25 protein-coding genes and 2 tRNA genes are annotated in these 21,744 nt (G+C 62.1%); 7 read left to right on the plus strand and 20 right to left on the minus strand.

Going from position 1 to position 21,744, the window contains the following annotated elements; translation table 11 throughout:
- The first annotated feature begins 100 nt into the window (after positions 1 to 100).
- Positions 101 to 1,705, plus strand: a complete 1,605-nt coding sequence (locus tag Q7V31_RS15040) for an alpha-glucosidase family protein (RefSeq protein ID WP_304735455.1) — start codon at positions 101 to 103, stop codon at positions 1,703 to 1,705.
- A gap of 395 nt (positions 1,706 to 2,100) precedes the next feature.
- The gene (locus Q7V31_RS15045; protein WP_304735456.1) at positions 2,101 to 2,550 is read left to right on the plus strand and encodes a hypothetical protein; all 450 of its coding nucleotides are present in this window, start codon (positions 2,101 to 2,103) and stop codon (positions 2,548 to 2,550) included.
- 12 nt (positions 2,551 to 2,562) lie between these two features.
- On the opposite strand, the gene Q7V31_RS15050 is transcribed toward Q7V31_RS15045, so the two are convergent.
- The 19 genes from Q7V31_RS15050 to Q7V31_RS15140 form a co-directional block, all read right to left on the minus strand.
- Positions 2,563 to 4,176: a molybdopterin-binding/glycosyltransferase family 2 protein gene (locus Q7V31_RS15050; RefSeq protein ID WP_304735457.1), complete on the minus strand. Its 1,614-nt coding sequence runs from the start codon at positions 4,174 to 4,176 to the stop codon at positions 2,563 to 2,565.
- Positions 4,173 to 4,850 carry an XdhC family protein gene (locus Q7V31_RS15055; RefSeq protein WP_304735458.1) on the minus strand — a complete coding sequence of 226 codons (678 nt, stop codon included), beginning with the start codon at positions 4,848 to 4,850 and terminating at the stop codon, positions 4,173 to 4,175. Before Q7V31_RS15055 ends, Q7V31_RS15050 begins: the two co-directional genes overlap by 4 nt.
- 1 nt (position 4,851) lies before the next feature.
- Complete coding sequence (locus Q7V31_RS15060) at positions 4,852 to 5,157, minus strand: XdhC family protein (protein ID WP_304736025.1); 306 nt, start codon at positions 5,155 to 5,157, stop codon at positions 4,852 to 4,854.
- A gap of 26 nt (positions 5,158 to 5,183) precedes the next feature.
- Positions 5,184 to 6,356, minus strand: a complete 1,173-nt coding sequence (locus tag Q7V31_RS15065; protein WP_304735460.1) for a VWA domain-containing protein — start codon at positions 6,354 to 6,356, stop codon at positions 5,184 to 5,186.
- 1 nt (position 6,357) lies between these two features.
- Positions 6,358 to 7,269, minus strand: a complete 912-nt coding sequence (locus Q7V31_RS15070) for a MoxR family ATPase (protein WP_304735462.1) — start codon at positions 7,267 to 7,269, stop codon at positions 6,358 to 6,360.
- Positions 7,270 to 7,306: 37 nt separating this feature from the next.
- Positions 7,307 to 8,104 carry a xanthine dehydrogenase family protein subunit M gene (locus Q7V31_RS15075; protein WP_304735464.1) on the minus strand — a complete coding sequence of 266 codons (798 nt, stop codon included), beginning with the start codon at positions 8,102 to 8,104 and terminating at the stop codon, positions 7,307 to 7,309.
- A gap of 10 nt (positions 8,105 to 8,114) precedes the next feature.
- Entirely contained in the window at positions 8,115 to 10,493 is a 2,379-nt protein-coding gene (locus tag Q7V31_RS15080; protein WP_304735466.1) for a xanthine dehydrogenase family protein molybdopterin-binding subunit, read from the minus strand.
- A 34-nt stretch (positions 10,494 to 10,527) separates the two neighbouring features.
- On the minus strand, positions 10,528 to 10,992 hold the full coding sequence (locus tag Q7V31_RS15085; protein ID WP_304735467.1) for a (2Fe-2S)-binding protein: 465 nt from the start codon (positions 10,990 to 10,992) through the stop codon (positions 10,528 to 10,530).
- Positions 10,993 to 11,114: 122 nt separating this feature from the next.
- The gene (locus Q7V31_RS15090) at positions 11,115 to 11,771 is read right to left on the minus strand and encodes a carbon monoxide dehydrogenase subunit G (protein WP_304735469.1); all 657 of its coding nucleotides are present in this window, start codon (positions 11,769 to 11,771) and stop codon (positions 11,115 to 11,117) included.
- A gap of 43 nt (positions 11,772 to 11,814) precedes the next feature.
- Entirely contained in the window at positions 11,815 to 13,509 is a 1,695-nt protein-coding gene (locus Q7V31_RS15095) for a Na(+)/H(+) antiporter subunit D (RefSeq protein ID WP_304735470.1), read from the minus strand.
- Positions 13,502 to 13,774, minus strand: a complete 273-nt coding sequence (locus tag Q7V31_RS15100; RefSeq protein WP_304735471.1) for a hypothetical protein — start codon at positions 13,772 to 13,774, stop codon at positions 13,502 to 13,504. Before Q7V31_RS15100 ends, Q7V31_RS15095 begins: the two co-directional genes overlap by 8 nt.
- Positions 13,771 to 15,276, minus strand: coding sequence for a monovalent cation/H+ antiporter subunit D family protein (locus tag Q7V31_RS15105; protein WP_304735473.1), 1,506 nt, complete (start codon positions 15,274 to 15,276; stop codon positions 13,771 to 13,773). The genes Q7V31_RS15100 and Q7V31_RS15105 overlap by 4 nt, the downstream gene beginning before the upstream one ends.
- Before the next feature lie 10 nt (positions 15,277 to 15,286).
- Entirely contained in the window at positions 15,287 to 16,792 is a 1,506-nt protein-coding gene (locus tag Q7V31_RS15110; RefSeq protein WP_304735474.1) for a monovalent cation/H+ antiporter subunit D family protein, read from the minus strand.
- Positions 16,792 to 17,211: a cation:proton antiporter subunit C gene (locus tag Q7V31_RS15115; RefSeq protein WP_304735475.1), complete on the minus strand. Its 420-nt coding sequence runs from the start codon at positions 17,209 to 17,211 to the stop codon at positions 16,792 to 16,794. Before Q7V31_RS15115 ends, Q7V31_RS15110 begins: the two co-directional genes overlap by 1 nt.
- Complete coding sequence (locus Q7V31_RS15120; RefSeq protein WP_304735477.1) at positions 17,211 to 17,648, minus strand: Na(+)/H(+) antiporter subunit B; 438 nt, start codon at positions 17,646 to 17,648, stop codon at positions 17,211 to 17,213. Before Q7V31_RS15120 ends, Q7V31_RS15115 begins: the two co-directional genes overlap by 1 nt.
- 4 nt (positions 17,649 to 17,652) lie before the next feature.
- A complete protein-coding gene (locus tag Q7V31_RS15125) occupies positions 17,653 to 18,237 on the minus strand; it encodes a DUF4040 domain-containing protein (RefSeq protein ID WP_304735478.1) in 585 nt (194 codons plus the stop codon).
- Positions 18,234 to 18,593 (minus strand): monovalent cation/H(+) antiporter subunit G, encoded by a 360-nt coding sequence (mnhG, locus tag Q7V31_RS15130; protein WP_304735479.1) that lies wholly within the window; start codon positions 18,591 to 18,593, stop codon positions 18,234 to 18,236. The genes Q7V31_RS15125 and mnhG overlap by 4 nt, the downstream gene beginning before the upstream one ends.
- A gap of 2 nt (positions 18,594 to 18,595) precedes the next feature.
- On the minus strand, positions 18,596 to 18,880 hold the full coding sequence (locus tag Q7V31_RS15135) for a monovalent cation/H+ antiporter complex subunit F (RefSeq protein ID WP_304735480.1): 285 nt from the start codon (positions 18,878 to 18,880) through the stop codon (positions 18,596 to 18,598).
- Between the two features lies 1 nt (position 18,881).
- The gene (locus Q7V31_RS15140) at positions 18,882 to 19,355 is read right to left on the minus strand and encodes a Na+/H+ antiporter subunit E (RefSeq protein WP_304735481.1); all 474 of its coding nucleotides are present in this window, start codon (positions 19,353 to 19,355) and stop codon (positions 18,882 to 18,884) included.
- Positions 19,356 to 19,712: 357 nt separating this feature from the next.
- Here Q7V31_RS15140 and Q7V31_RS15145 point away from each other — a divergent pair, with 357 nt between their 5' ends.
- The 3 genes from Q7V31_RS15145 (at position 19,713) to Q7V31_RS15155 (ending at position 20,925) form a co-directional block, all read left to right on the plus strand.
- On the plus strand, positions 19,713 to 20,267 hold the full coding sequence (locus tag Q7V31_RS15145; RefSeq protein WP_370690677.1) for a cold-shock protein: 555 nt from the start codon (positions 19,713 to 19,715) through the stop codon (positions 20,265 to 20,267).
- Between the two features lie 67 nt (positions 20,268 to 20,334).
- The gene (locus tag Q7V31_RS15150; protein WP_304735483.1) at positions 20,335 to 20,766 is read left to right on the plus strand and encodes a PaaI family thioesterase; all 432 of its coding nucleotides are present in this window, start codon (positions 20,335 to 20,337) and stop codon (positions 20,764 to 20,766) included.
- An 82-nt stretch (positions 20,767 to 20,848) separates the two neighbouring features.
- Positions 20,849 to 20,925: transfer RNA gene (locus Q7V31_RS15155), tRNA-Pro, on the plus strand.
- Positions 20,926 to 20,940: 15 nt separating this feature from the next.
- Here Q7V31_RS15155 and Q7V31_RS15160 read toward each other — a convergent pair.
- On the minus strand, positions 20,941 to 21,153 hold the full coding sequence (locus tag Q7V31_RS15160; protein WP_304735484.1) for a hypothetical protein: 213 nt from the start codon (positions 21,151 to 21,153) through the stop codon (positions 20,941 to 20,943).
- Positions 21,154 to 21,304: 151 nt separating this feature from the next.
- Between Q7V31_RS15160 and Q7V31_RS15165 the strand changes: the two genes are divergently transcribed.
- Positions 21,305 to 21,631, plus strand: a complete 327-nt coding sequence (locus Q7V31_RS15165) for an ETC complex I subunit (RefSeq protein ID WP_304735485.1) — start codon at positions 21,305 to 21,307, stop codon at positions 21,629 to 21,631.
- Positions 21,632 to 21,647: 16 nt separating this feature from the next.
- Positions 21,648 to 21,724: transfer RNA gene (locus Q7V31_RS15170), tRNA-Arg, on the plus strand.
- Positions 21,725 to 21,744 lie beyond the last annotated feature (20 nt).

Genomic DNA, 21,744 nt, shown 5'->3' on the forward strand with positions numbered 1-21,744 from the left:
CGACGTGAAATCCCGATTGTCAGCTCCGTCGCCGCCGTGAGACTGTGTCGGCCGGGTCGCAAGGTCAAGATCAGGACGGAAGGAAGCAGAGGTGGGGGGCATGGAGAGCGAGTGGTGGAAGGGTGCGGTGGTCTATCAGATCTATCCGCGCAGTTTCCGCGATAGCAATGGCGACGGCATCGGCGATCTTCGCGGCATCGAGGAGAAGCTCGATCATGTCGCCGGGCTCGGCGCCGATGCGATCTGGCTGTCGCCGATCTATCCCTCGCCCAATCGCGATTTCGGCTATGACGTGTCGGACTATTGCGCCATTGCGCCCGAGATGGGGACAATGGCCGATTTCGACCGGCTGCTGGCCGCGGTCCACAAGCGCGGCATGAAGCTCATTCTCGATCAGGTGCTGGCGCATTCGTCGGACCAGCATCAATGGTTCGCCGAAAGCCAACTCTCGGCCGACAATCCGAAATCGGACTGGTATGTCTGGGCCGACGCCAAGGAAGACGGCACGGTGCCCAACAACTGGCTCTCGGCCTTTGGCGGCCCGGCCTGGTCGTGGAATCCGGTGCGGCGGCAGTATTACCATCACAAGTTTCTGAAGAGCCAGCCGAAGCTCAACTTCCACAATCCGGACGTCGTTTCGGCCTGCATGGATGTGCTGCGCTTCTGGCTCGACAAGGGCGTCGACGGTTTCCGCCTCGATGTTGCCAATTCCTATCTGCACGAGGCGGCGCTGACCGACAATCCGCCGCTGCCGCGCGACGAGCGCAGCTTCCTCGACTGGGCGCATGCGCCGCGCCTGCAACGCCACATCCATGACGCCAACATGCCCGAGAACGAATGGGCGATGAAGCGCGTGCGGGCGACGATGAACGAATACGAAGCGCGGCTGGCCTTCGGCGAGTTTTCGGAACGGCCGGAAATGTTCGGGCTCTATGCGGGCGGGGCGGAGCGGCTGCATACCGGCTACACCTTCGACTTCCTCGAGGACTGGAGTTTCGCGCCGTCCGTCTTCCGCCGCTATTACGAGGAATTGCTGGCGCCGATGCCCGAGCTCTTTCCCTGCGTGACCTTTTCCAATCACGACATCGTGCGGCCTGTGACGCGTTGGGGCGGCGGCAGGGGCGATGAGGGGCTGGCGAAGCTCGGATTGACGCTGCTTCTGGCGCTCAAGGGCACGGTGCTGATGTTCGAGGGCGAGGAGCTGGGGCTGCCCGAAGTCGATCTCGAACGGCATCACATCAAGGACCCGGTCGGCGATCTCTATTTTCCGTGGTCGAAGGGGCGCGACGGCTGCCGCACGCCGATGCCGTGGGAGCGTCACACGCATGAGGCCGGCTTCACGGCGGCAACGCCCTGGCTGCCGATCCCCGATTATCACCGCGAGCGGGCGGTCGATGTTCAGCAAGCGGACGGAAACTCGGTGCTGGCCCATGCCCGCGCCGTCGTTGCGCTCCGCAAGGCGCATCCGGCGCTTGCGCGGGGATCGATCCGCTTTCTCGATGCGGGCGAGCCGGTGCTGGCTTTCGAGCGCGAAGGCGAGGGGGAAAGGCTGTTCTGTGTCTTTAATCTCGGCAAGAAGCCGGAGCCGGCGCAATTTGCGCTGCCGAAGGAAGCGGGCGAGGCGGTGTTCACGCTGGGCGAAGTCGAGCGCGAAGGTGCCACGCTGAAACTTGGCGCGCGCGCGGCGGTTGTTTTTCGAGCGTAGTTGCTTCGGCAGCTTTTCCGTCTGGACCACCCTCCCTCAGGGGGAGGGTCGAAAGTTGCGAGCGCTTGCGAGCAAGTTTCGGGGAGGGGTAAGCGAGGAACTTCAGGGCATAACCGGAAGCACGCATTTTGCCGATAGCGGAGTCCCCCTCCCCAAACCGCTTGCAGCGGTTTGACCCTCCCTCAGGGGGAGGGTGGGCCACAATCTGCGGCGCAGAATAAACTGCGCCGTTTCCTCCGTATTAAGATTAAAACCAGATGCCGCAATCCGGCCATTTTGCCGCCGGAATCGAGGCCCAGATTCTGGTGATGACGTGGGGGGATTGGGCAACCTGAGAAAGGGGCCCGCGTCCAATCCGCGGGCCGAACGAAATGGAGCACGCACCGGTTTCCCGGATGTCGCTTCGAAAGCGGCTCTGGACCTCCTGCCTCCTCTTCCTGCTGATTGCGGCCTGCGCCGCGCTGACCGCCTTGCCGGCATCGGCCGCGTCCGACGCCGACGAAGCGGCCGGTTCGCTTTCCTTCGCCTCGCCGCATTCGCCACTCGCACCGCAGACCTTCTGGTTCAGTACGCCGTCGAGCCTGCCGGATGAAAACGCCATCGATCTACGTCCCCATCGCAACTTCGGCATCACGCTGGCGCCGCGTTCCGATGTCGTCGCGCCGCGCGGCGGCGGTCCCGCCAAGGGCACGCTCGCCACGTCGCTGCGCTCGGCCGTGGAGCGGGCCAGCGACAGCACCGGCCGCCGCCTCGAATTCAGCAAGGGCGACGTGATCCTCAATTTCTCCGACACGCTGTTTCTGCGCCTCGACGAACAGGAGATCACCTACAGGATCAGGTTTTGAGGGCGCGCGCGTTCAGTCCCCGCGCCGCCGCTCCCATTCCTCCATCGTGTCGATATCCTTCAGCGCCGCGTCGTCCGGCATCGGCACTTCGCAGACGGCATCGGCATGTTCGCCGATCAGGTGCCTGGCGCCGGTGTCGCCCTTGGTCTCCTTGATGGCCGCGAACCATTCGCGGCCCCAGAGGACCGGGTTGCCGCGCTTGCCGCCCACGGTCGGCACGCAGATGGTGCGGCCCTCTTCCGGGTCGAAGGCGGCGATCAGGCGGTCGAGATGGTCGGCGCTGATGTCGGGCATGTCGCCGAGGCAGATCAGGGCGGCGTCGACGTCGTCGGGCAGGCCATTTATCCCCACCCTCAGCGAGGTGCTCAGACCCTCTTTGTGACAGTTATTTGACAGTTTTGTGACAGAGAGGGGTTCGAGCGCTTTTTCGACTGCTGCCGCGCGGTCGCCGGTGACGACGATCACCGGCCGCGCCGACGAGGCCAGCGCCGCTTCAGCAACATGCCGAACCATCGCTTTTCCATGAATCGGCATGGTCAGCTTGTTCGGTCCGCCCATGCGGCTGGACTGGCCGGCGGCCAGAATTATCGCGGCGACACGGGGACTTGCGGGCTTCGCGCGGGTGCCTTCGCGCGGTTGCGGGCGTGAGGGGATCTCTTTCAGCAAACCGCCGACGCCCATGCCCATGACATGCTCCGGCGTCACCGCCATGCCGGCCATCAGCCGCGCCAGCACCCAGTCGAAACCGTTGAGCTTCGGTGAGCGGGCGCAGCCGGGCAGGCCAATGACCGGCGTTTTATCGAGGCGGGCCAACAACATAAGGTTGCCGGGGTCGACCGGCATGCCGAAATGCAGGACCTCGCCGCCTGCCTGCGCGATGCCTGCGGGCACGACATCGCGACGATCGACGGTCGCCGAGGCACCGAAGATCAGCACTGGCGACAGGCCCTCGGCGATCAGTTCGCGGACCGCGCTGGCGACCGCCAAGTCATTGTGTTCGCAGCGGATTTCGCGCGCGATCGTGCTTCCCATCGCGGCGAGACGGGCGTCGAGCACGGCGCGGCTCTTGTCCATCACGCTTGCTTTGGTGTCCGGCAGTTGCGTGGCGACGAGGCCGACCTTGTGCGCTTTGAACGCATGCAGCGTCATCGCTGCGTCGCTGCTGCGGGCGATCTCGAGCGCGCGGTCGAGCTCGGCGCGCGGCGCGGCGAAGGGAATTATCTTAATGGTGGCAAGCATTTGTCGTGCGGTCACGGTCTCGTAGGGCGCAAGCGTCGCCACCGTGATCGCCTCGCCGATGGCGTTGATCGCGGCGATGCGCGCGGCGTCGATCTCGACGATGCCGCCTGCTTCGGCATGCAGATTGGCGCGGCCGGTGAAGGGTGCTGCGGCGCGAATGTTGTTGCCTGCCAAGGCCTTGGCGAGCGCTGCCGCCGCTTCGTCCTCGGCCACGTCGTCCGCTTCGAGGCGCGCGGCGATGACGGTGGCGACGCCCGCCGCTTTCAGCGCCGCCACATCGGCGGCACTCAAGTGCCTGCCTTTCTTGAAGGTTTCGCTTCCCACTTTCCGCGAATGGGCGAGGATCGCACCTTCTGCTTCTTCCGGTTTCATCTCGCCGAAGATCATTGGCGCAGGGTCTCCGTGATTTGCGCCATGATCGAGATCGCGATCTCGGCCGGGCTTTTCGCGCCGATCGACAGGCCGACCGGCCCGTGAATGCGAGCAATATCAATGTCTTCGAAGCCGGCTTCGTTCAGCCGCGCGAGGCGCGCCGCATGCGTCTTCTTCGAGCCGAGCGCGCCGATATAGAAGGCGGGGCTCTTCAGCGCCGCCTGCAGCGCCGGGTCGTCGAGCTTCGGGTCATGGGTCAGCGTAACGACCGCCGTGCGCGTGTCGGGCGCCAGCGCGGCCATCGCCTCGTCCGGCCAGTCGTGGCGCAAGTCGATGTCCGGAAAGCGGTTTTCGGAGGCGAAGGCGGTGCGCGGGTCGATCACCGTCACGTCGTAGCCGGCGAGAGCGGCCATGCGCGCCAGCGGCTGTGCGATGTGAACGGCGCCGACAATGACGAGGCGCAGCGGCGGGTTGAAGGGGTTGAGGAACCAGTCGCCATCGGGGCCGGTGATGACCGTCGCGCGGTCGCTCGCCAGCACTTCATGCGATGCTTTAATTAACCAGTTTTCTTTTTGTTTTTCAGTTGGATAGAGGAGTTCCCCGAATCCATCTGTTAACCGTGTTGCCAGCACCACCGGGCGCTTGGCGGCGCGATCCTTGACCAGTTGTGCGAGGATTGCGGCGTCCATCTCAGCCCGTCACCGGTTCGACCATGACGCGGATGCGGCCGCCACAGGCCAGTCCAACCTCCCATGCCATGGCGTCGGAAACGCCATATTCGAGCATTTCCGGCTTGCCGCTGGTCAGCGTCTCAAGCGCGCGCGTCACCACATCGCCTTCGATGCAGCCGCCGGACACGGAACCCACAAAGCTGCCGTCGTCGCGGATCGCGAGTTGGCTGCCGACGGGCCGCGGCGCCGAGCCCCAGGTTTCGATGACGGTTGCGAGTGCGACCCTGCGGCCTTCGGCGCGCCAGTGAGCCGCTTCCTCCAACACATTGTTATCGCTGGTGTTTTTGTCGGTCACGCGGCTTTCCTTTCCGGCATGCGCGCCGGTGCTTGCGACAGCGCTTCGATCAGCGCCGTCAGCGAGGCGATGTTGTGGACCGGGCGGAACTCGTCGACATGCGGCAGCAATGCTCGGATCCCCAATGATTTCGGTTCGAAGCGCTCATAGCGCAAGAGCGGATTGAGCCAGATCAACCGTCGCGCGCGCCGGTGCAGCCGGGCGATTTCAGGGCCGAGGCCTTCGCCGGCATCGCGGTCAAGGCCGTCGGTGACCAGCAGAACCGTCGCGCCCTGGCCCAGAACCCGCCGCGCCCAGTCGATATTGAAGCGGCGCAGGGTCTCGCCGATGCGGGTGCCGCCGTCCCAGTCCTCAACCCTGGCGGCAACGCGGGCCAGCGCCTCGTCGACATCGCGGTGGCGGAGCTCGCGCGTCACATTGGTCAGGCGGGTGCCGAACAGGAAGACATGCACGCGGTCGCGGTCATTGGTCAGCGCGTGCAAAAAGTGAAGGAAAACACGGCTATAGGCCGACATCGACCCGGAAATATCACAAAGCACGACCAGCGGCGGGCGGCGCCGGCGGAAGGTGCGGCGCTTCAGCGGGATGACGCCGCCGGCGCGCAGGCTTGCCCGCAGGGTGGCGCGCATGTCAATCATCGGTCCGCGCGCGGCGGGCCTTGTGCGGCGGATGCGGGCCTCGTCATGGGTGAGGCGCAGGCGGGCGATGGCGGCTTTGGCTTCGGCCAGTTCGGCCACCGACATCTGCTCGAAGTCCTTGGTCTGCAACAGTTCTTCGGCCGAGAAGGTTTCGCTGCGGTCGATTTCGAGCTCGGGTTCGGCCGCCTCCCGCGGTTTGGCATCGCCAAAGAGCGCTTCGGCCAGGCGGCGGCTTTGCTCTTCCCGTGGTGCACCGGGCGGGGTTTTGAGTTCGGGCAGCATCAGCGCCATCATCCGGTCGAGCAGCTTCGGATCGCGCCAGAAGACATGGAAAGCCTGATCGAAAATGTGATGCTGGTCGCGGCGTTTAACCAGCGTCGCGTGCAGCGTCCAGTAGAAATCGGCGCGGGCGCCGATGCCGGCGGCTTCAACCGCCTCGACCGCGTCGAGCACCTGACGCGGGCCCACGGGTAGTCCGGCCCGGCGCAGCACGCGGGCGAAATGAACGATATTTTCGGCGAGACGGCCCATCTCAGTCGGCCGCCCGCGCCGCCACCCTGATTTCCTCGAGCAGGCGTGCCGCCTCGCTGCCGGCCACACGGGCGATGTCGTCCTGATATTTCAGCAGTGCGCCCAGCGTGTCGTTGACAAGCTCCTTGTCGAGCGCGACGGCGTCGAGCGCCGTCAGGGCTTCGGCCCAGTCGATCGTTTCGGCGATGCCGGGGCTCTTGTAGAGATCGAGGCTGCGCAGGGCCTGGACGAAGGCAACGATGTCGCGCGACAGCTTTTCAGGCGTTTTCGGGGCCTTCAGTTTCAGGATCGCCAGCTCCCGTTCGGCATCGGGGTAATCGACCCAATGGAACAGGCAGCGGCGCTTCAGCGCGTCGTGGATTTCGCGGGTGCGGTTGGAGGTCACGATGACGATCGGCGGTTCGGCGGCCTTGATGGTGCCGATTTCGGGGACCGTCACCTGAAAATCCGAAAGGACTTCAAGCAGATAGGCCTCAAAGGGCTCGTCGGTGCGATCGAGCTCGTCGATCAGCAGCACCGGCGGCCCTTCGACCGTCGGTTCCAGCGCCTGCAGGATCGGGCGGCGGATCAGGAAGCGCTCGGAGAAGACATCCTTGCCGAGTTCGGTGCGGTCCTCGACGCCTTCGGCCTCGGCCAGACGGATCTCGATCATCTGCGCCTGATAGTTCCACTCATAGACGGCGGCGGCCGTGTCGAGGCCCTCATAACACTGAAGCCGGATCAGGCGGCGGCCCAGCGCTTCGGCCAGAACCTTGGCGATTTCGGTCTTGCCGACGCCGGCCTCGCCTTCGAGCAGCAGCGGGCGGCCCATCTTCAGCGCCAGAAAGATCACGGTCGCCAGCGAGCGGTCGGCGACATAGGCGCCACGCGCCAGCAATTCGACGGTTTCGTCGATGGTCGAGGGCAGGTTCATGGAAACAATCTATGCCTGAGGGCGCCTGTCCGCAAAATCAGCCCGCTGCGGCGACGGCGCGCTTGGCCATGACCGTGATCAGATGGGCACGGTATTCCGCCGTGCCGTGGAGATCGGCATTCAGGCCCTTGGCCGGCACCTTGACGCCGGCGACCGCGTCGGGCGACCAGCTTTTGGTCAGCGCATCCTCCATTTCCTTGACCCGGAAGACACCGTTCTGGCCGGCGCCGGTGACGGCGACGCGGACGCCCCAGGGTCCCTTCGAAACGAAGACACCGACCATCGCATAGCGCGAAGCCGGGTTCGGGAACTTCATGTAGGCGGCCTTTTCGGGATGGGGGAAGGTGATCTCCTTGACGATCTCACCGTCTTCCAGCGCCGTTTCGAACATGCCTTTGAAGAACTGGTCAGCCTCGATCAGGCGTTTGCTGGTGTGTATCTTGGCGTCGAGCGCCAGGCAGGCGGCCGGATAATCGGCGGCGGGGTCGTTGTTGGCGATCGAACCGCCAATGGTGCCCATGTGGCGGACGGCGGGGTCGCCAATCCCCTCGGCCAGCGCGGCCAATGCCGGATTGTGCTTCTTCACATCGGGTGATTGCGCCACCGTCGCATGTTTCGCGCCCGCACCGATCATCACCGCATCGCCTTCGGCGCGGATGAAGTCAAGCTCCTTCAGGCCGCCGATATCGATCAGGTCGCTCGGCATCGCAAGGCGCTGTTTCAGCGTCGGGATCAGTGTCTGGCCGCCGGCAAGGAGCTTCGGATCGTCGGCCTTGGCGAGCAGCGCTTCGGCTTCGGCCAGCGTTTTCGGTCGCGCATAGTTGAACTGGTACATGGGAATCTCCTTATTCGGCGGCGGCGCGGGGGCGCGACTGGATGGCCGCCCAGACGCGGGCAGGCGTCGCCGGCATTTCGATGTCGCGGATGCCGAGGGCATCCGTGATGGCATTGATGATGGCGGGCGGCGAGGCAATTGCACCGGCTTCGCCGCAGCCCTTCATGCCAAGCGGATTGGACGGGCAGACGGTTTTCGTGAAGCCGAGATTGAAGCTCGGTAAATCGTCGGCGCGGGGCATGCAGTAGTCCATGTAGGAGCCGGTGATGAGCTGACCGGATTCCGGATCGTAGACGCCGTGTTCGAGCAGCGCCTGGCCGATGCCCTGGGCGATGCCACCATGGACCTGACCTTCGACGATCATCGGATTGATGATGGTGCCGAAATCGTCAACGGCGACGAAATTGATGATGCGCGTGACACCGGTATCGGGATCGATTTCGACCTCGCAGATGTGGCAACCGGCCGGGAAAGTGAAGTTGGTCGGGTCGTAGAAGGCACCTTCCTTGAGGCCCGGCTCGATCTCGGCCGAGGGAAAGCCATGCGCGGTGTAGGCCGAGAGGGCGAGTTGTGCCCAAGGCATGGTCTTGTCGGTGCCCTGTACGGTGAAGGTGCCGTTCTCGAAAACGATGTCCTCGACGGCGGCTTCCATCAGATGGGCGGCGATCTTCTTCGCTTTCGTCTCGATCTTGTCGAGCGCCTTGACGATGGCGCTCATGCCAACCGCGCCCGAGCGCGAACCGTAGGTGCCCATGCCGAACTGCACCTTGTCAGTATCGCCATGCACGATCTCGACCTGTTCCATCGGGATGCCGAGCCGCGAGGCAACCAGCTGGGCGAAGGTGGTTTCATGGCCCTGGCCGTGGCTGTGCGAGCCCGTCAGCACCTCGACATTGCCGGTCGGGTTGACGCGGACTTCGGCGCTTTCCCACAAGCCGACGCCGGCGCCAAGCGAGCCGACGGCGGCGGAGGGTGCAAGGCCACACGCCTCGATATAGGAGGAGAAGCCGAGCCCGCGCAATTTGCCGCGCTTTTCGGCTTCCGCTTTGCGCGCCGGGAAACCCTTATGATCGGCCGCCTTCATGGCGGCGTCGAGCGAGGCTTCGTAGTCGCCGGCGTCGTAGGCCATAATGACCGGTGTCTGGTGCGGGAAGCTGCGGATGAAATTGCGACGGCGGATTTCGGCCGGGTCTATGCCGGTCTCGCGTGCTGCCGTTTCGACAATGCGTTCGACCAGATAGGTAGCTTCGGGGCGGCCGGCGCCGCGATAGGCGTCGACCGGCGCCGTATGCGTATAGACGCCGTCGACCTCGACATAGATGGCGGGGATGTCGTATTGGCCCGACAATAGTGTGCCGTAGAGATAGGTCGGCACCGAGGCTGAAAAGGTGGAGAGATAGGCGCCGAGATTGGCGACGGTCTTGACGCGCAGAGCGAGAAACTTGCCGTTCTTGTCGAGCGCCAGTTCGGCATGGCTCAGATGGTCGCGGCCATGGGCATCCGAAAGGAAGGCCTCGGAACGGTCCGCCGTCCACTTGATCGGGCGGCCGACTTTCGCGGCGGCCCAGACGCAGGCGGTTTCTTCCGCATAGATGAAAATTTTCGAACCGAAGCCGCCACCGACATCCGGCGCGATGACGCGCAACTTGTGTTCGGGGGCGACGCCGACAAAGGCCGAAAGCACAAGACGGGCGACATGCGGGTTCTGGCTTGTCGTGTGCAGCGTGTAGGTGCCGGTTCCCTTGTCGTATTCGCCCAGGGCGGCACGCGGCTCCATGGCGTTGGGGATCAGGCGGTTATTGGTCAGGTCGAGCTTGACGATCCTGTCGGCCTTCGCGAAGGCAGCTTCGGTTTCAGACTTGTTGCCAAGTTCCCATTCGAAGCAGGTGTTGCGTGGCGCTTCCGGATGGACCTGCGGCGCGTCCTTCGACTGACAGGCGGCGAGGGCGACCGCGGCCGGCAGCGTTTCGTAGTCGACGTCGATCATCTCGGCGGCAGAGCGCGCCTCGGCCAGCGTTTCGGCGACGACCATCGCGACGTGGTCGCCGACATAACGCACCGTATCGACCGCGAGGATCGGGTGCGGGCCGACTTTCATCGGCGTGCCGTCCTTCGAGCTGACGGTCCAGCCGCAGATCAGGCCGCCCAGCCCGTCATCGGCGACATGCTTGCCGGTGAAGATCGCGACGACGCCCGGCGCCGTTTCGGCTGATTTGGTATCAATTCCACGAATTTTCGCGTGAGCGTGCGGCGAGCGCAGGAAGTATGCCCATGTCTGACGGGGCCTGGCGATGTCGTCGGTATAGTGGCCGTTTCCAGTAATGAAGCGGAAGTCTTCCTTGCGGCGAACGGGTTGGCCGATACCTTCGCCTATAGCTGCGTTCGACATGGAACTCCTCCCTGAGTTTCCGAGGTCGTATCGTTCAGCGCATCTCCTGCGATGCGGCGAGGATGGCTTTCACGATGTTGTGATAGCCGGTGCAGCGGCAGATGTTGCCCTCGAGCTCCTCGCGCACGGTCTTTTCATCGAGGTTCGGTTTACGGCGGATCAGGTCGACGGCGGTCATGATCATGCCTGGCGTGCAAAAGCCGCATTGCAGGCCGTGATGTTCGCGGAAGGCCTGTTGCACGGGGTGCAACTCGCCGTTCTTTGCCAGCCCCTCGACCGTCACAATTTCGGCGCCCTCGGCCTGAACGGCCAGGATCGCGCAGGATTTGACCGCGCGGCCGTCGACATGCACCACGCAGGCGCCACATTGGCTGGTGTCACAGCCGACATGGGTGCCGGTGAGGCCCAGTTGTTCGCGGATGTAATGGACAAGCAGCGTCCGCGCCTCGACATCGGCGCTTGCAGGCTTGCCGTTGACGGTCATGGCGACAACGGGCATGCGCAACCTCCCTTGGTGACTTGTGGCCTCATTTTCCGGATTGCCGGCATTTTCCGCCGTACGAGGCCGTTTTCCGGAGTCTCGACCCTCGGCCGCGCGAGGTCAAGCATACGCCGCTCCGATCAGGTGCCGAAGGCCCAGATCAGGACAATGATGACGAGGATCAGTGCCGGACCCCAGATCCAGGGCGACAGGCTCATGCCTGCATCCTCGTCGGGGATCAACGGGATGCCGGTAGGGGATATGGCGTCGCGATCGGGCGATTTGACCGGGATGCCGTGGGCCATCTCGTCGACCAGTTCGGGCAGTTCGCCTTCGGCGATCTTTTCGACCCGGGCCCCGCCGGTCAGAGCCGAGAAATTGTCGAAGAACTCTTCGGCCATCCGGGCTGCCGTCGAGTCGATGAAACGCTGGCCAATCTGGGCGAGCTTGCCGCCAACCTGAGCGCTGACCGAATATGCGAGGATGGTACCGCCGCCCTCGGCGTCGGACAGGCTGACCTTTGCCGAGCCCTTGGCGAAGCCCGCCGCGCCGCCATTGCCTTCGCCGGAAATTGTGTAGCCGTTTGGCGGATCGATGTCGGTCAGCTTGACCTTGCCCTTGAAGCGGGCGCTGACCGGACCGACCTTGGCTTTGGCGACGGCCTCGAATTCGTCGTCGGCCGTTTTTTCGACTGACTCCGCACCGGGGATTGATTTTAGCAGAACATCTGCGTCGTTGAGTGCCGCCCAGACGGCCTCGCGCGTGGCGGGGATCTTGTATTCACCGGACAGTTCCATCGGGGGCATCTCCTTGAGGCGCGGCTCTGGTCTCGCGCAGTCTCTATACGTAGGTCAGGACCAGTGTGGTGCCAAGCAATATGGCGATCCAAAGTACCATCGAGCCGGTGGGCCATGTGCGGGCCAGCACGCCCTGCGGGCCGTGGGTGCGGTAGATGCCGCTCAGGAAGACATTCAGGCGTCGTTGGATAAGCAGAGACGTCCAACGCCAGAGGGCGGTGACGAACGCCGATAACCTGCCAAGACCGGCCGACAGCAGGTGGCGATACAGCCAATCGGTATCGAGCAGAATGGCATGGCGCGGCGTTGACCAGAAACCCGCCCGGGCGAGAAGCGCGAAGGCGAGGGCAGCGAAGAGTACAAGTTGCAACTGCGTGATCAGATGCGAAAGCGTATAGGGCTCATAGGTGACATCGTTGGGCAGCAGGGCATAGAGCGGATCGGGGTAGATGCCGATGCCGATGGTGACTGCCGCCGCAAGTGTCATGGCGACCAACATATGCGATGGTGCTTCTTTCGCGCGCACTCCACGGTCCGGCCCGAAGAAAACGCTCAATGGAACGCGAATTGAGGTGTGCAGTACCGCGGCCGCATTGGCGGCGATTAACACCAGCCAGACCAGGTAGAGGCCACCATAGCCGGCGGCGCTCAAGACCAGAGATTTCGACACGAAGCCCGTGGTCGCCGGCAGAGCTGCAATCGACAGGCCGCCGACAATGCAAAACAAGGCGGTCCAGGGCATCTGTCGGGCCAGTCCACCGAGATCGCTTGCTTTAGATGTGCCGGTGCGGAAGAGAACAGCGCCGATGCTCATGAAGAGAAGCGCCTGATAGAAGATACTGCTGAGTGCATGGGCGATGGCGCCGTTCAGTGCGAGCGGTGTGCCAATACCGATGCCAACAACCATGAAACCGAGCTGACTGTTGAGCGCATATGTCAATACGCGCCGCAGTTCGTTTTCGACCAGCGCGTATGCAATGGGGAATAAAACCATCGCGATGCCGATGTAGATCAGGATTTCGGTGCCGGGGAAGCCGCGCGCGAGCGCATAGATCGCCAGCTTGGTCGTGAAGGCCGAGAGGATCACCGTTCCGGTAACGGTGGCCGCAGGATAGGCATCGTGCAGCCAGTTGTGCAGCAGCGGGAACGCGCATTTGATGCCGAAGGCCAGCAGGATTGCCCACGTGGCGGCACTTTGGAGCTCCATGGCGCGGAAGGCGACCGTACCGGTTTCGCGGTAGAATAGAATAATTCCCGCCAGCAGGATGACACCCGAACCGATCTGCACGATCAGGTAGCGCATGCCGGCGGCATAGGCGCCTTCGGTGCGGCGGGCCCAGATCAGGAAGACCGAGGCGATGGCCGTGCCTTCCCAGAAGATGAAGAGCGTGACCAGATCGGCGGCGAATACGGCGCCAAGGGCGGACCCCGCATAGAGCAGCATCGCGACTTGCTGAATCGTGTCGCGGACATGCCATGCATAGACCGCGACCACCAGCACTGCGAGCGAGAAGCCGAGACCGAATAGATAGGAAAGTGCGTCGACCCGCATCAGGCCGATATGCATACCCATCAGGTTGATATTGCCATAAGTGCCGTGTGGCAGACCCCAGAACACCGCCACGCCGGCAAACGGTGTCAGGATTATGAGAATCTGGCGCCACCTGCCGTGCGGAACTAAGGGAAGTGTCAGTGCGGCGACGACGTAGACCAGTGCGGGTGTCATGAATTCAGGCATCGGCCTTCTCCCGCTCAAGGTCGGCGGCGGGATGCTCCTCGGCATCGGTTGAAGCCGGCGCATAATAGTTCGCGTCACGCGTCAGCAAAGCACGAAGGCCGAGAGCGACCAGTCCCAGCACTATGCCGGCGGCGAGCGCAAAAAGTCCGTGAAAGCCGGGCAAATGCTCGAAGGCAAAGTAACCGTGTTTGTCATAGGCAAAATCGGCCAGCACCGATGCGACGACGAGTGCTACAAGCAGCGCGATTCCGTTGCGGCTGGTCATGGCGTTGTCTCCGGCAGGATCGGAATGTGGAGCAGGAACTCGTAGAGGCCGCCGATCGCGAAAAAGAGAACGATGCAGCCAACTGCCGTAATGCAGATCGGCACGAGGCAAAAGAGCGGTGCTTCCTCGATTTGGTCACCGGGAGCCGCGGCGGCGCCAAGCGAATGTGCGGGTCTTGCCGATGGTGCAGCAAAAAATGCGCGGGCCGGAATCGGCAACAGATAGGCGACGTTCAGCAACGAACTCAGCATCAAGACGCCGATGATTGCGATCTGGCCGGCGTCGGCGCTTGCGAGCATCAAATACCACTTGCTCCATGCGCCGCCCATTGGCGGCAGACCGATAATGCTGAGGGCGGCGATCGTGAAGGCGATGAAGGTGATGGGCATCTTGCGCCCGAGCCCGTCGAGTTCGCTGATCTTCGTCTTGTGGGCGGCGACATAGATTGCCCCGGCGCACATGAAGAGGGTGATCTTGCCGACGGCATGCGTTGCAATGTGCATCGAGCCGCCGATGACGCCCATCTGGTTTGCGAGCGCCATGCCGAGCGTGATGTAGGAAAGCTGGCTGACGGTCGAGTAAGCGAGCCGCGCTTTCAGATCGTCTTTCGTCAGTGCGACGATTGAGGCGATCAGGATCGAGGCGGCGGCGAGCCAGATCAGCCAGTCAGATGCACCCGTCTTCGACAGGAAACCGACGCCGAAAATATAGGTGCCGACCTTCAGCATTGTGAAAACGCCGGCCTTGACGACGGCAACCGCGTGGAGGAGCGCGCTGACTGGTGTTGGCGCCACCATGGCGGCTGGGAGCCAGCGATGGAAGGGCATCAGTGCGGCTTTGCCGATGCCGAAGGCGAAGAGCGCCAGCAGGAACGGCGCGAAGGACGGATCGAGTTTGCCATCAAGGATACCGCCGGCGCGGAAATCGAGCGTGCCGGCGATGTTCCAGACCCAGACGATGCCGACCAACAGGAAGGCAATCGAGGTCGTCATCAGGATCGCGAGATAGGTGCGTGCACCCTTGCGGGCTTCCGGCGTTTCCTTGTGGGCGACCAGTGGATAGGTCGAAATTGTCAAGATTTCATAGAAGATAAACAGCGTGAAGAGGTTTGCCGAAAAGGCGATGCCGAGGGCGCCGGAAATCGCGATGGCAAAGCAGATATAGAAGCGTGTCTGCTTTTTTTCGCCGGCACCCCGCATGTAGCCGATCGAATAAACCGCGGTGACGATCCAGAGGCCCGACGCGACGACGGCAAATAACATGCCGAGCGGCTCTATCGAAAAGGCGAGCAGCAGGCCAGGCATCACTTCAAAAAGCGCAACCTCGGGCCGCGCACCCTCCATGACCGGCCCCAGAAGCGTCAGTACCGCGATGAACGTGGCAATGGCGGCGAGCACGCTCGCGCCATCGCGCAGGTTAGGGCGGCTGCCGAGCGCGGCGATCAGGAAGGTGACGCCGGCCGGAATGAATATCGCCAGCAGGAGGATTGTGCTGTCGGTCATATCAGGCACCTCACTGCCACAACATGTTGGAGGCGCTGATCAGCGCCGATGCCGCACGGCTGGCAGCGGCCGTGGTGAGTGCGGCATAGGTCCCGAAGAAGACCGAGAGCGCTGCAAGCCCCCATGTCGGTAGCAGCATCCAGAGCGGCGCCTCCTTGCGCACGACGCCTTCCGGCGCCGGCTGAAGATAGGCCGTCTCGACGACACGCCATATGTAAATGATGGCAAGCAGCGACGAGGCCATGATCAGCAGCGCCACCGGCCACCAGTTCAGTTCCAGTGCCGCGAGCACGAGATACCATTTGCTGACGAAGCCGACCGTCAGCGGCAGTCCGATAAGGCTCAAGCCGGCGACGACAAAAGCTGCAGTCGTCCACGGCATGTCGCGGCCAATGCCGCGCAGGCTCGAAATCGAACTCGTGCCGGCCGCAAAGATATAGCAGCCGGCGACCATGAAAAGGGCGCCTTTGGTAACTGCGTGATTGAACAAATGGATCACCGACGCCATCAGGCCGGTGTGCGAGAGGAAGGTGAGACCGAGCAACATGTAACCAACCTGGGCAATGCTGGAATAAGCCAGCATCCGCTTCAGGTCATCCTGGAACACTGCAACGATGGAGGCCGCAAACATCGCGACGATCGCCAGCGGCAACACGACATGGCGAAGCGTTGCTGCCTGAAAATCGTAGTCGAAACCGAAAACCGTGAACATAAAGCGCAACAGCACATAGATTGCGACCTTGGTGGCGGTCGCGGCAATGAAGGCGGTCACGGCGGATGGAGCGAAGCTGTAGGCGTTCGGGAGCCAAAGATGAAGCGGGAACATTGCGAGCTTCAGGCCGACGCCGATCAGGATAAAGACGAAACCCATGCGCAAGGTGCGGCTGTCGCCATGCTCGGCAATGCGTTGCGCCAGATCGGCCAGGTTCAGCGTGCCCGTGATCATGTAGAGCATGCCGATGCCGATGACGAAGAAGGTCGCACCGACGGTTCCCATGATCAGGTAGTTGTAGGCGGCTGTCAGGGCGCGTTTGTTGCGCTCGGCACCGGTTGCGATCAATGCATAAGTCGAAAGCGACGAAATCTCGAGGAAGACGAATATGTTGAAGGCGTCGCCCGTGATGGTGACGCCGAGAAGGCCGGTCAGGCAGAGCAGGAACGCCGAGTAAAACAACGGCTGGCGCTCTTCCGAAATTTCGTGAGCGACGCTTGCTCGTGCGTAGGGCAGGACAAAAAGCGCGATGCCTGAGATTACCAGCAGCACAAAGGCATTCAGAATGTCGACGCGATACTCGATGCCAATGGGCGGGGCCCAGTTCCCCATTCGATAGGAAATGATCGTGCCATCGAGGGTGGCGACGAAGAGCGAGACGGCGACGGCAAACGCGAGCAGGACGGCGACCATCGTCAATGCCCAGGCGCGCGCGCCCCGGCCGAGCATGGCGCATATGGGGGCCGCCAGCATCGGCAGAACAACCTGCAACGCCGGCAGATTTGCTTCGATCATCGCCAGCATCAACGTTCGCTCCCGGCGGCCGAGGCCTTGGCCGTCGTGTCCATTGCGAGTTCCAGCGCGATAATTTCATCCTCCTCGATCGTGTCGTAGGTTTCGCGGATGCGCACGACGAGTGCCAGAGCCAACGCCGTCGTTGCGATTCCAACGACGATGGCGGTGAGGATCAGGACATGGGGCAGCGGGTTCGAGTAGACCGTACCGGGCTCGCCGGTGAGGATCGGCGCTGTGCCGCCCACGATCTTTCCCATCGAGACATAGAGCAGGAAAACCGCCGTTTGGAAGATATTAAGCCCGACAACTTTCTTGACCAGATTTCCGCGGCTCACCGTGATGTAGAGGCCCGTCATCATCAGGACCACGAACATCCAGTAGTTGTAGTGCGTCAGGACGAACCCGAAATCGAAGACGATTTCTTCCATCACCAGTCCTCGTCCTTGATCGGCGGATTGTGCGAGGCGAAGGCGACGAAGATCGCCATCATCACGGCGGCAACAGTCGTGCCGACGCCGATTTCGACGACGATGATGCCCCATTCCTGGGCGTGAACCGGGTTGGCGGCGAGCGCGTTATAGCCGAGATAGGCGTCGCCAAGCAGCATTGTGACCACGCCGGTGCCGGCAAAGATCAGGACCCCGAGGGCGGCGAGGAAGCGCAGCAGGCGCGGCGGAAGGATGTCGGTCATAGCCTCAACGCCGAAAACCAGCGCGTAAAGAATAAAAGCGACGGCGAAAATGACGCCGGCCTGAAAGCCACCGCCCGGTCCATATTCGCCGTGGAACTGCACGTAAAGCGCATAGAGAAGGATTGGAGGTATCAGCAGTTTCGAAACGACGCGAAGGATCGAATGGTGTTCCATGAAATCAATCCTTCTTTCGCTCGTCGGACACATCGTCATGCCGGCGCGACCGGCCGCCTCCGCCCAGCAGGAGCAACACCGCAATGGCTGCGGTGAAGACGACGACAACCTCGCCCAGCGTATCGAAGCCGCGATAGCTTGCGAGCACGGCGGCTACGGTATTGGGGATGCCGATTTCGACGGGTGTTCGCTCCAGGTAATCGGGTGCGACGTGGGTCTGTACCGGATTGTCGGCAGCACCGAATGGCGGCATATCAAGCGTGCCGTAGATTAGCGTTGCGCCCGCGATTGTGCATATCAGCAACGGCAAGAAAGCGGAATGTGTGACCGGTTTTTCATCGCGTACTGTGAGCGCAAGTGTGCCGAGCAGCAAGACGGTCGAGATGCCTGCGCCTACAGCCGCTTCGGTGAAAGCGACGTCCATGGCGTCGAGCGTGACAAAAAGCGCTGCCGACAGGAGGCTGAAGACGCCGGCCAGCATTACAACCGCGAACAGGTTGCGCAGACGTGTGATGGCGATGGCCGTAAGCACAAGAAAAAGGAACAAGAGAATGTCGATGACGGCAACGCCGATCAGACCATTGCTCATGGTTTGCTTTCCTCACCGAGTACATCGGATGCCTGGTTTTTGCGAAGATCAAGCGGTCGCAACCCGGCGGTGAAGGACGCATTGGCGACGGCATGGGTCGCGGTCGGACTGGTGACAAACAGAAATAGGCCGATCAGGACCAGCTTGATCGAGGCTTGAGAGAGGCCGGCTTGCAGGATCATGCCGAAGACGATCAGTTCGGCGCCGATGGTGTCGATGATGCCGGCGGCATGGATGCGCGCCCACACATCCGGCAGTCGGATCATACCGAGGGCTCCGATCAGCAGGAATATCCCGCCGATGGCAAAGGAAATGCCGCTGGCGATGTCGACAACAAGATCGAGCGTCGGGTCCATGGTTAGTCCTCGTCTTGCAGCGAGCGACGACCGAGCGCGCGGTAGCGGAAAAATTTCAGAATTGCAATTGTCGAGACAAAATTGATCAGCGCATAGAGCATCGCGATGTCAAGAAAGTCCGGCCGCTCGGTAATGAAGCCAAGCAATCCAAGCAACAGGACGGTCAAGGTGCCGAAGGTGTTGACGGCCAGTACACGGTCGTAAAGCGTCGGACCGGCGAAGAGGCGGATCAAGACCATCATCATGGCGATGAAGAGTGCGGCGGCCGTGGCAAGGAGCATTGTCATTTCAGCGTGTCTCAATCTCGGCAACGCGGCGACCCATCTCGGCAAACCCGCTCATTGCCGATGCTTCTTCGGTCAGGGCATGAATGAGGAAGATTCCCGGTCGCGTTTCGACCGTAACCGTGCCGGGTGTCAGCGTGATCGAGTTTGCGAATATGACATGACCCATGTCGGTTTTCTGGGGAGCCGGCACGGCAATCAGCTGCTGATGAAGCGGCATGTCGCGGGCCAGGATGACTTTCGAGACGGCAACGGCAGATTTGAATATCTCGCCCCCGAGCCAGCCCCAATAGAGCAGAAGGGTCAACCGGAGCTGGATCGGAACCGCCTCGTCGTCCAGCAGTTTCATACGAAAGGCCAGGTAGAGCGTCAGCGCGCAGGACAAGACACCGAGCAACAAAAGGAACGGCTTGAAAAACCCTGACAAAGCCAGCCAGAGAGCAAATAGCGCCACCGACAGACCAATCGCTTTTGCCATGCTTTCCCTTGCTTGCTGATGTGGCGGACCAACGAAATTCTTGGACCGCCCGGCCCATGGGCCGAGAGCCACACCCTTTGAAACGCCAGAAGAGGATGCCCATCCGTCGGCGAGGCCGGAATCCTTCGTGAGGCGGCAATATGCAATGCGGTGGCGGCTGAGGGCAAGAAAGACCGGCCTGGCACTGCCAAAAATCCGGCCTTTCGGCCCGCTTTCAATGCTTAACCGACACTGTTATAGTGAATAATACAAAACGGGGGGTCCTGGGGAGGAACCACGGACCAGTGATAAATTCCGTGTCGGTCAATACTTGAGGCCATTGTTGGTTTGACCGAATGGACGTTGATCGTGGTGGGGATGGAACAGCGAATCGAAATCTCGGCAGATTCAGTCGGTGAGTCGTTTGAAGTCACCGGCGCGGTCAAATGGTTCGATGCGGTCAAGGGGTATGGATTCATCATTCCCGATGACGGACGTGACGACGTGCTCGTGCATTTGTCCTGTCTCAAGCAAATGGGCCTCGATGCGCTTGACGAAGGCGCAACGGTGACCTGCGAGGTCGTGCGGCGTCCGAAGGGCAATCAAGCTGTCCGGGTGATCGATGTCGACGATACGACCGCGATAAAACCAGCCGGTGCCGTCGCGCGGCCGGTCAATCGATCATCGATGTCAGATGTGGTGCCGATCGGAGACTTCGAGACCGCGACCGTCAAGTGGTTTAACCGTGCGCGTGGATACGGGTTTGTGACGCGGGGCGAAGGTACACCGGACATCTTCATCCACATGGAAACGTTGCGCCGGCACAGCATTCGCGATTTACTGCCCGGTCAACAGGTCCAGGTCCGTTTCGGTGAGGGTCCGAAGGGGCTGATGGTTGCCGAGATCGCACCGGACACGCCGTCCGGGGATTGATTTCCGCAATTCATTGATCCTGCCGTGAAGGTATGCCGGCAGGGTGGGTTGTTCCAATTGAGTGGTCATGATCGATAGCAACGACGACAATCCGCCCGATGGGTTCGTTCCATCGACAGGCAGGGGCCCCTATACCAGTCATAACGGTCCATTCTTTCACAAAGTCACCGACGACGGATTTGTCCATGGTGTCCGTGTCAGGTCACGGCACTGCAATTCGCGCGGTATCACGCATGGCGGCATGCTCATGGCTTTTGCGGACGGGCTTCTTGGCACCGCGGTCTGGCGCGCGACGCAGACTGTTGCGTTGACGGTCCGCATGAACAGCGATTTTCTGTCCTCGGCTCGGCCCGGCGAATGGCTCGAGGGAACCGCACGCGTGACCCGTGCGACACGATCGGTCGCGTTTTGCGAGGCCGAATTGTATGTCGGAGCACGGCCGGTGCTGAAGGCGACCGGAGTCTTCAAGCTGATGCGGCGGCATAAAGGGGTCGCATAAGCCTTGTCCTATTCAAACGGTTGCCGGAAAGGGTCCGGCCGGTGTATTGCAGGTCCAGTCCGGCGCCAATGGCCGTACATGTCGGGGCGTAGCGCAGCCTGGTAGCGCATCTGCTTTGGGAGCAGAGGGTCGCAAGTTCGAATCTTGCCGCCCCGACCATCGTCGTCTACGCAGTCAGGCGGCGCGGGGCATCACGGTTTTGACAGCCGATTCATCGAGCCACCAGGCCCGGCTGGCGAGCCTTTCAATGCTGTGCGCCAGCCAGTACGAGGTGCCGCCATGCGAAACGGACCTTGTGAGTTCGAGCACACATTCGATGTCGATCCGGTTGAAGCCGTGAGCGGCAAGCAATGCGATTGCGGCCTCGCGATCGAAATAGTGGGTCATTTCCGGCGCTCCTTCGATCCTGGGTGTGCTATCGACGTCTCGGTTCAGCGTGCTGCTGACCCCGACGATGGTTTTGTTATCGCTTGCAAATTCGGCTGTTTTAGGGCGATAAGAATAAAGTTTTGCGACGTTCCCCATAAGCTTGGGGATTATGGTTCAGGGGCAGAAATTGGCGCGCGCGCGTATTTACAAACCGTCAAAAACGGCCATGCAATCCGGCCGGGCCAAGACCAAAAAATGGGTGCTCGACTTCGAGCCCGCCAACGCGCGCAAGGTCGAACCGTTGATGGGCTGGACAAGCTCGGGCGACATGAATTCGCAAGTTACGCTCCGCTTCGACAGCAAGGACGAAGCGGTCAGCTATGCCGAAAGACTGGGGCTCGACTATCAGGTTTTCGAGCCGCAGGCGTCTCGCCGTTCAATCAAGGCGTATGCCGACAACTTCAAGTATGGCCGGCAGGGACTCTGGACTCACTAGGCCTGCCCGGCGTCCCGATCCCGTAGCTCAACCGGATAGAGCAACAGATTTCTAATCTGTCGGTTGCAGGTTCGAGTCCTGCCGGGATCGCCACCGGATTTTCTTTCCATTGA

The organism is Parvibaculum sp. (genome assembly GCF_030651915.1).
Lineage (GTDB): Bacteria > Pseudomonadota > Alphaproteobacteria > Parvibaculales > Parvibaculaceae > Parvibaculum.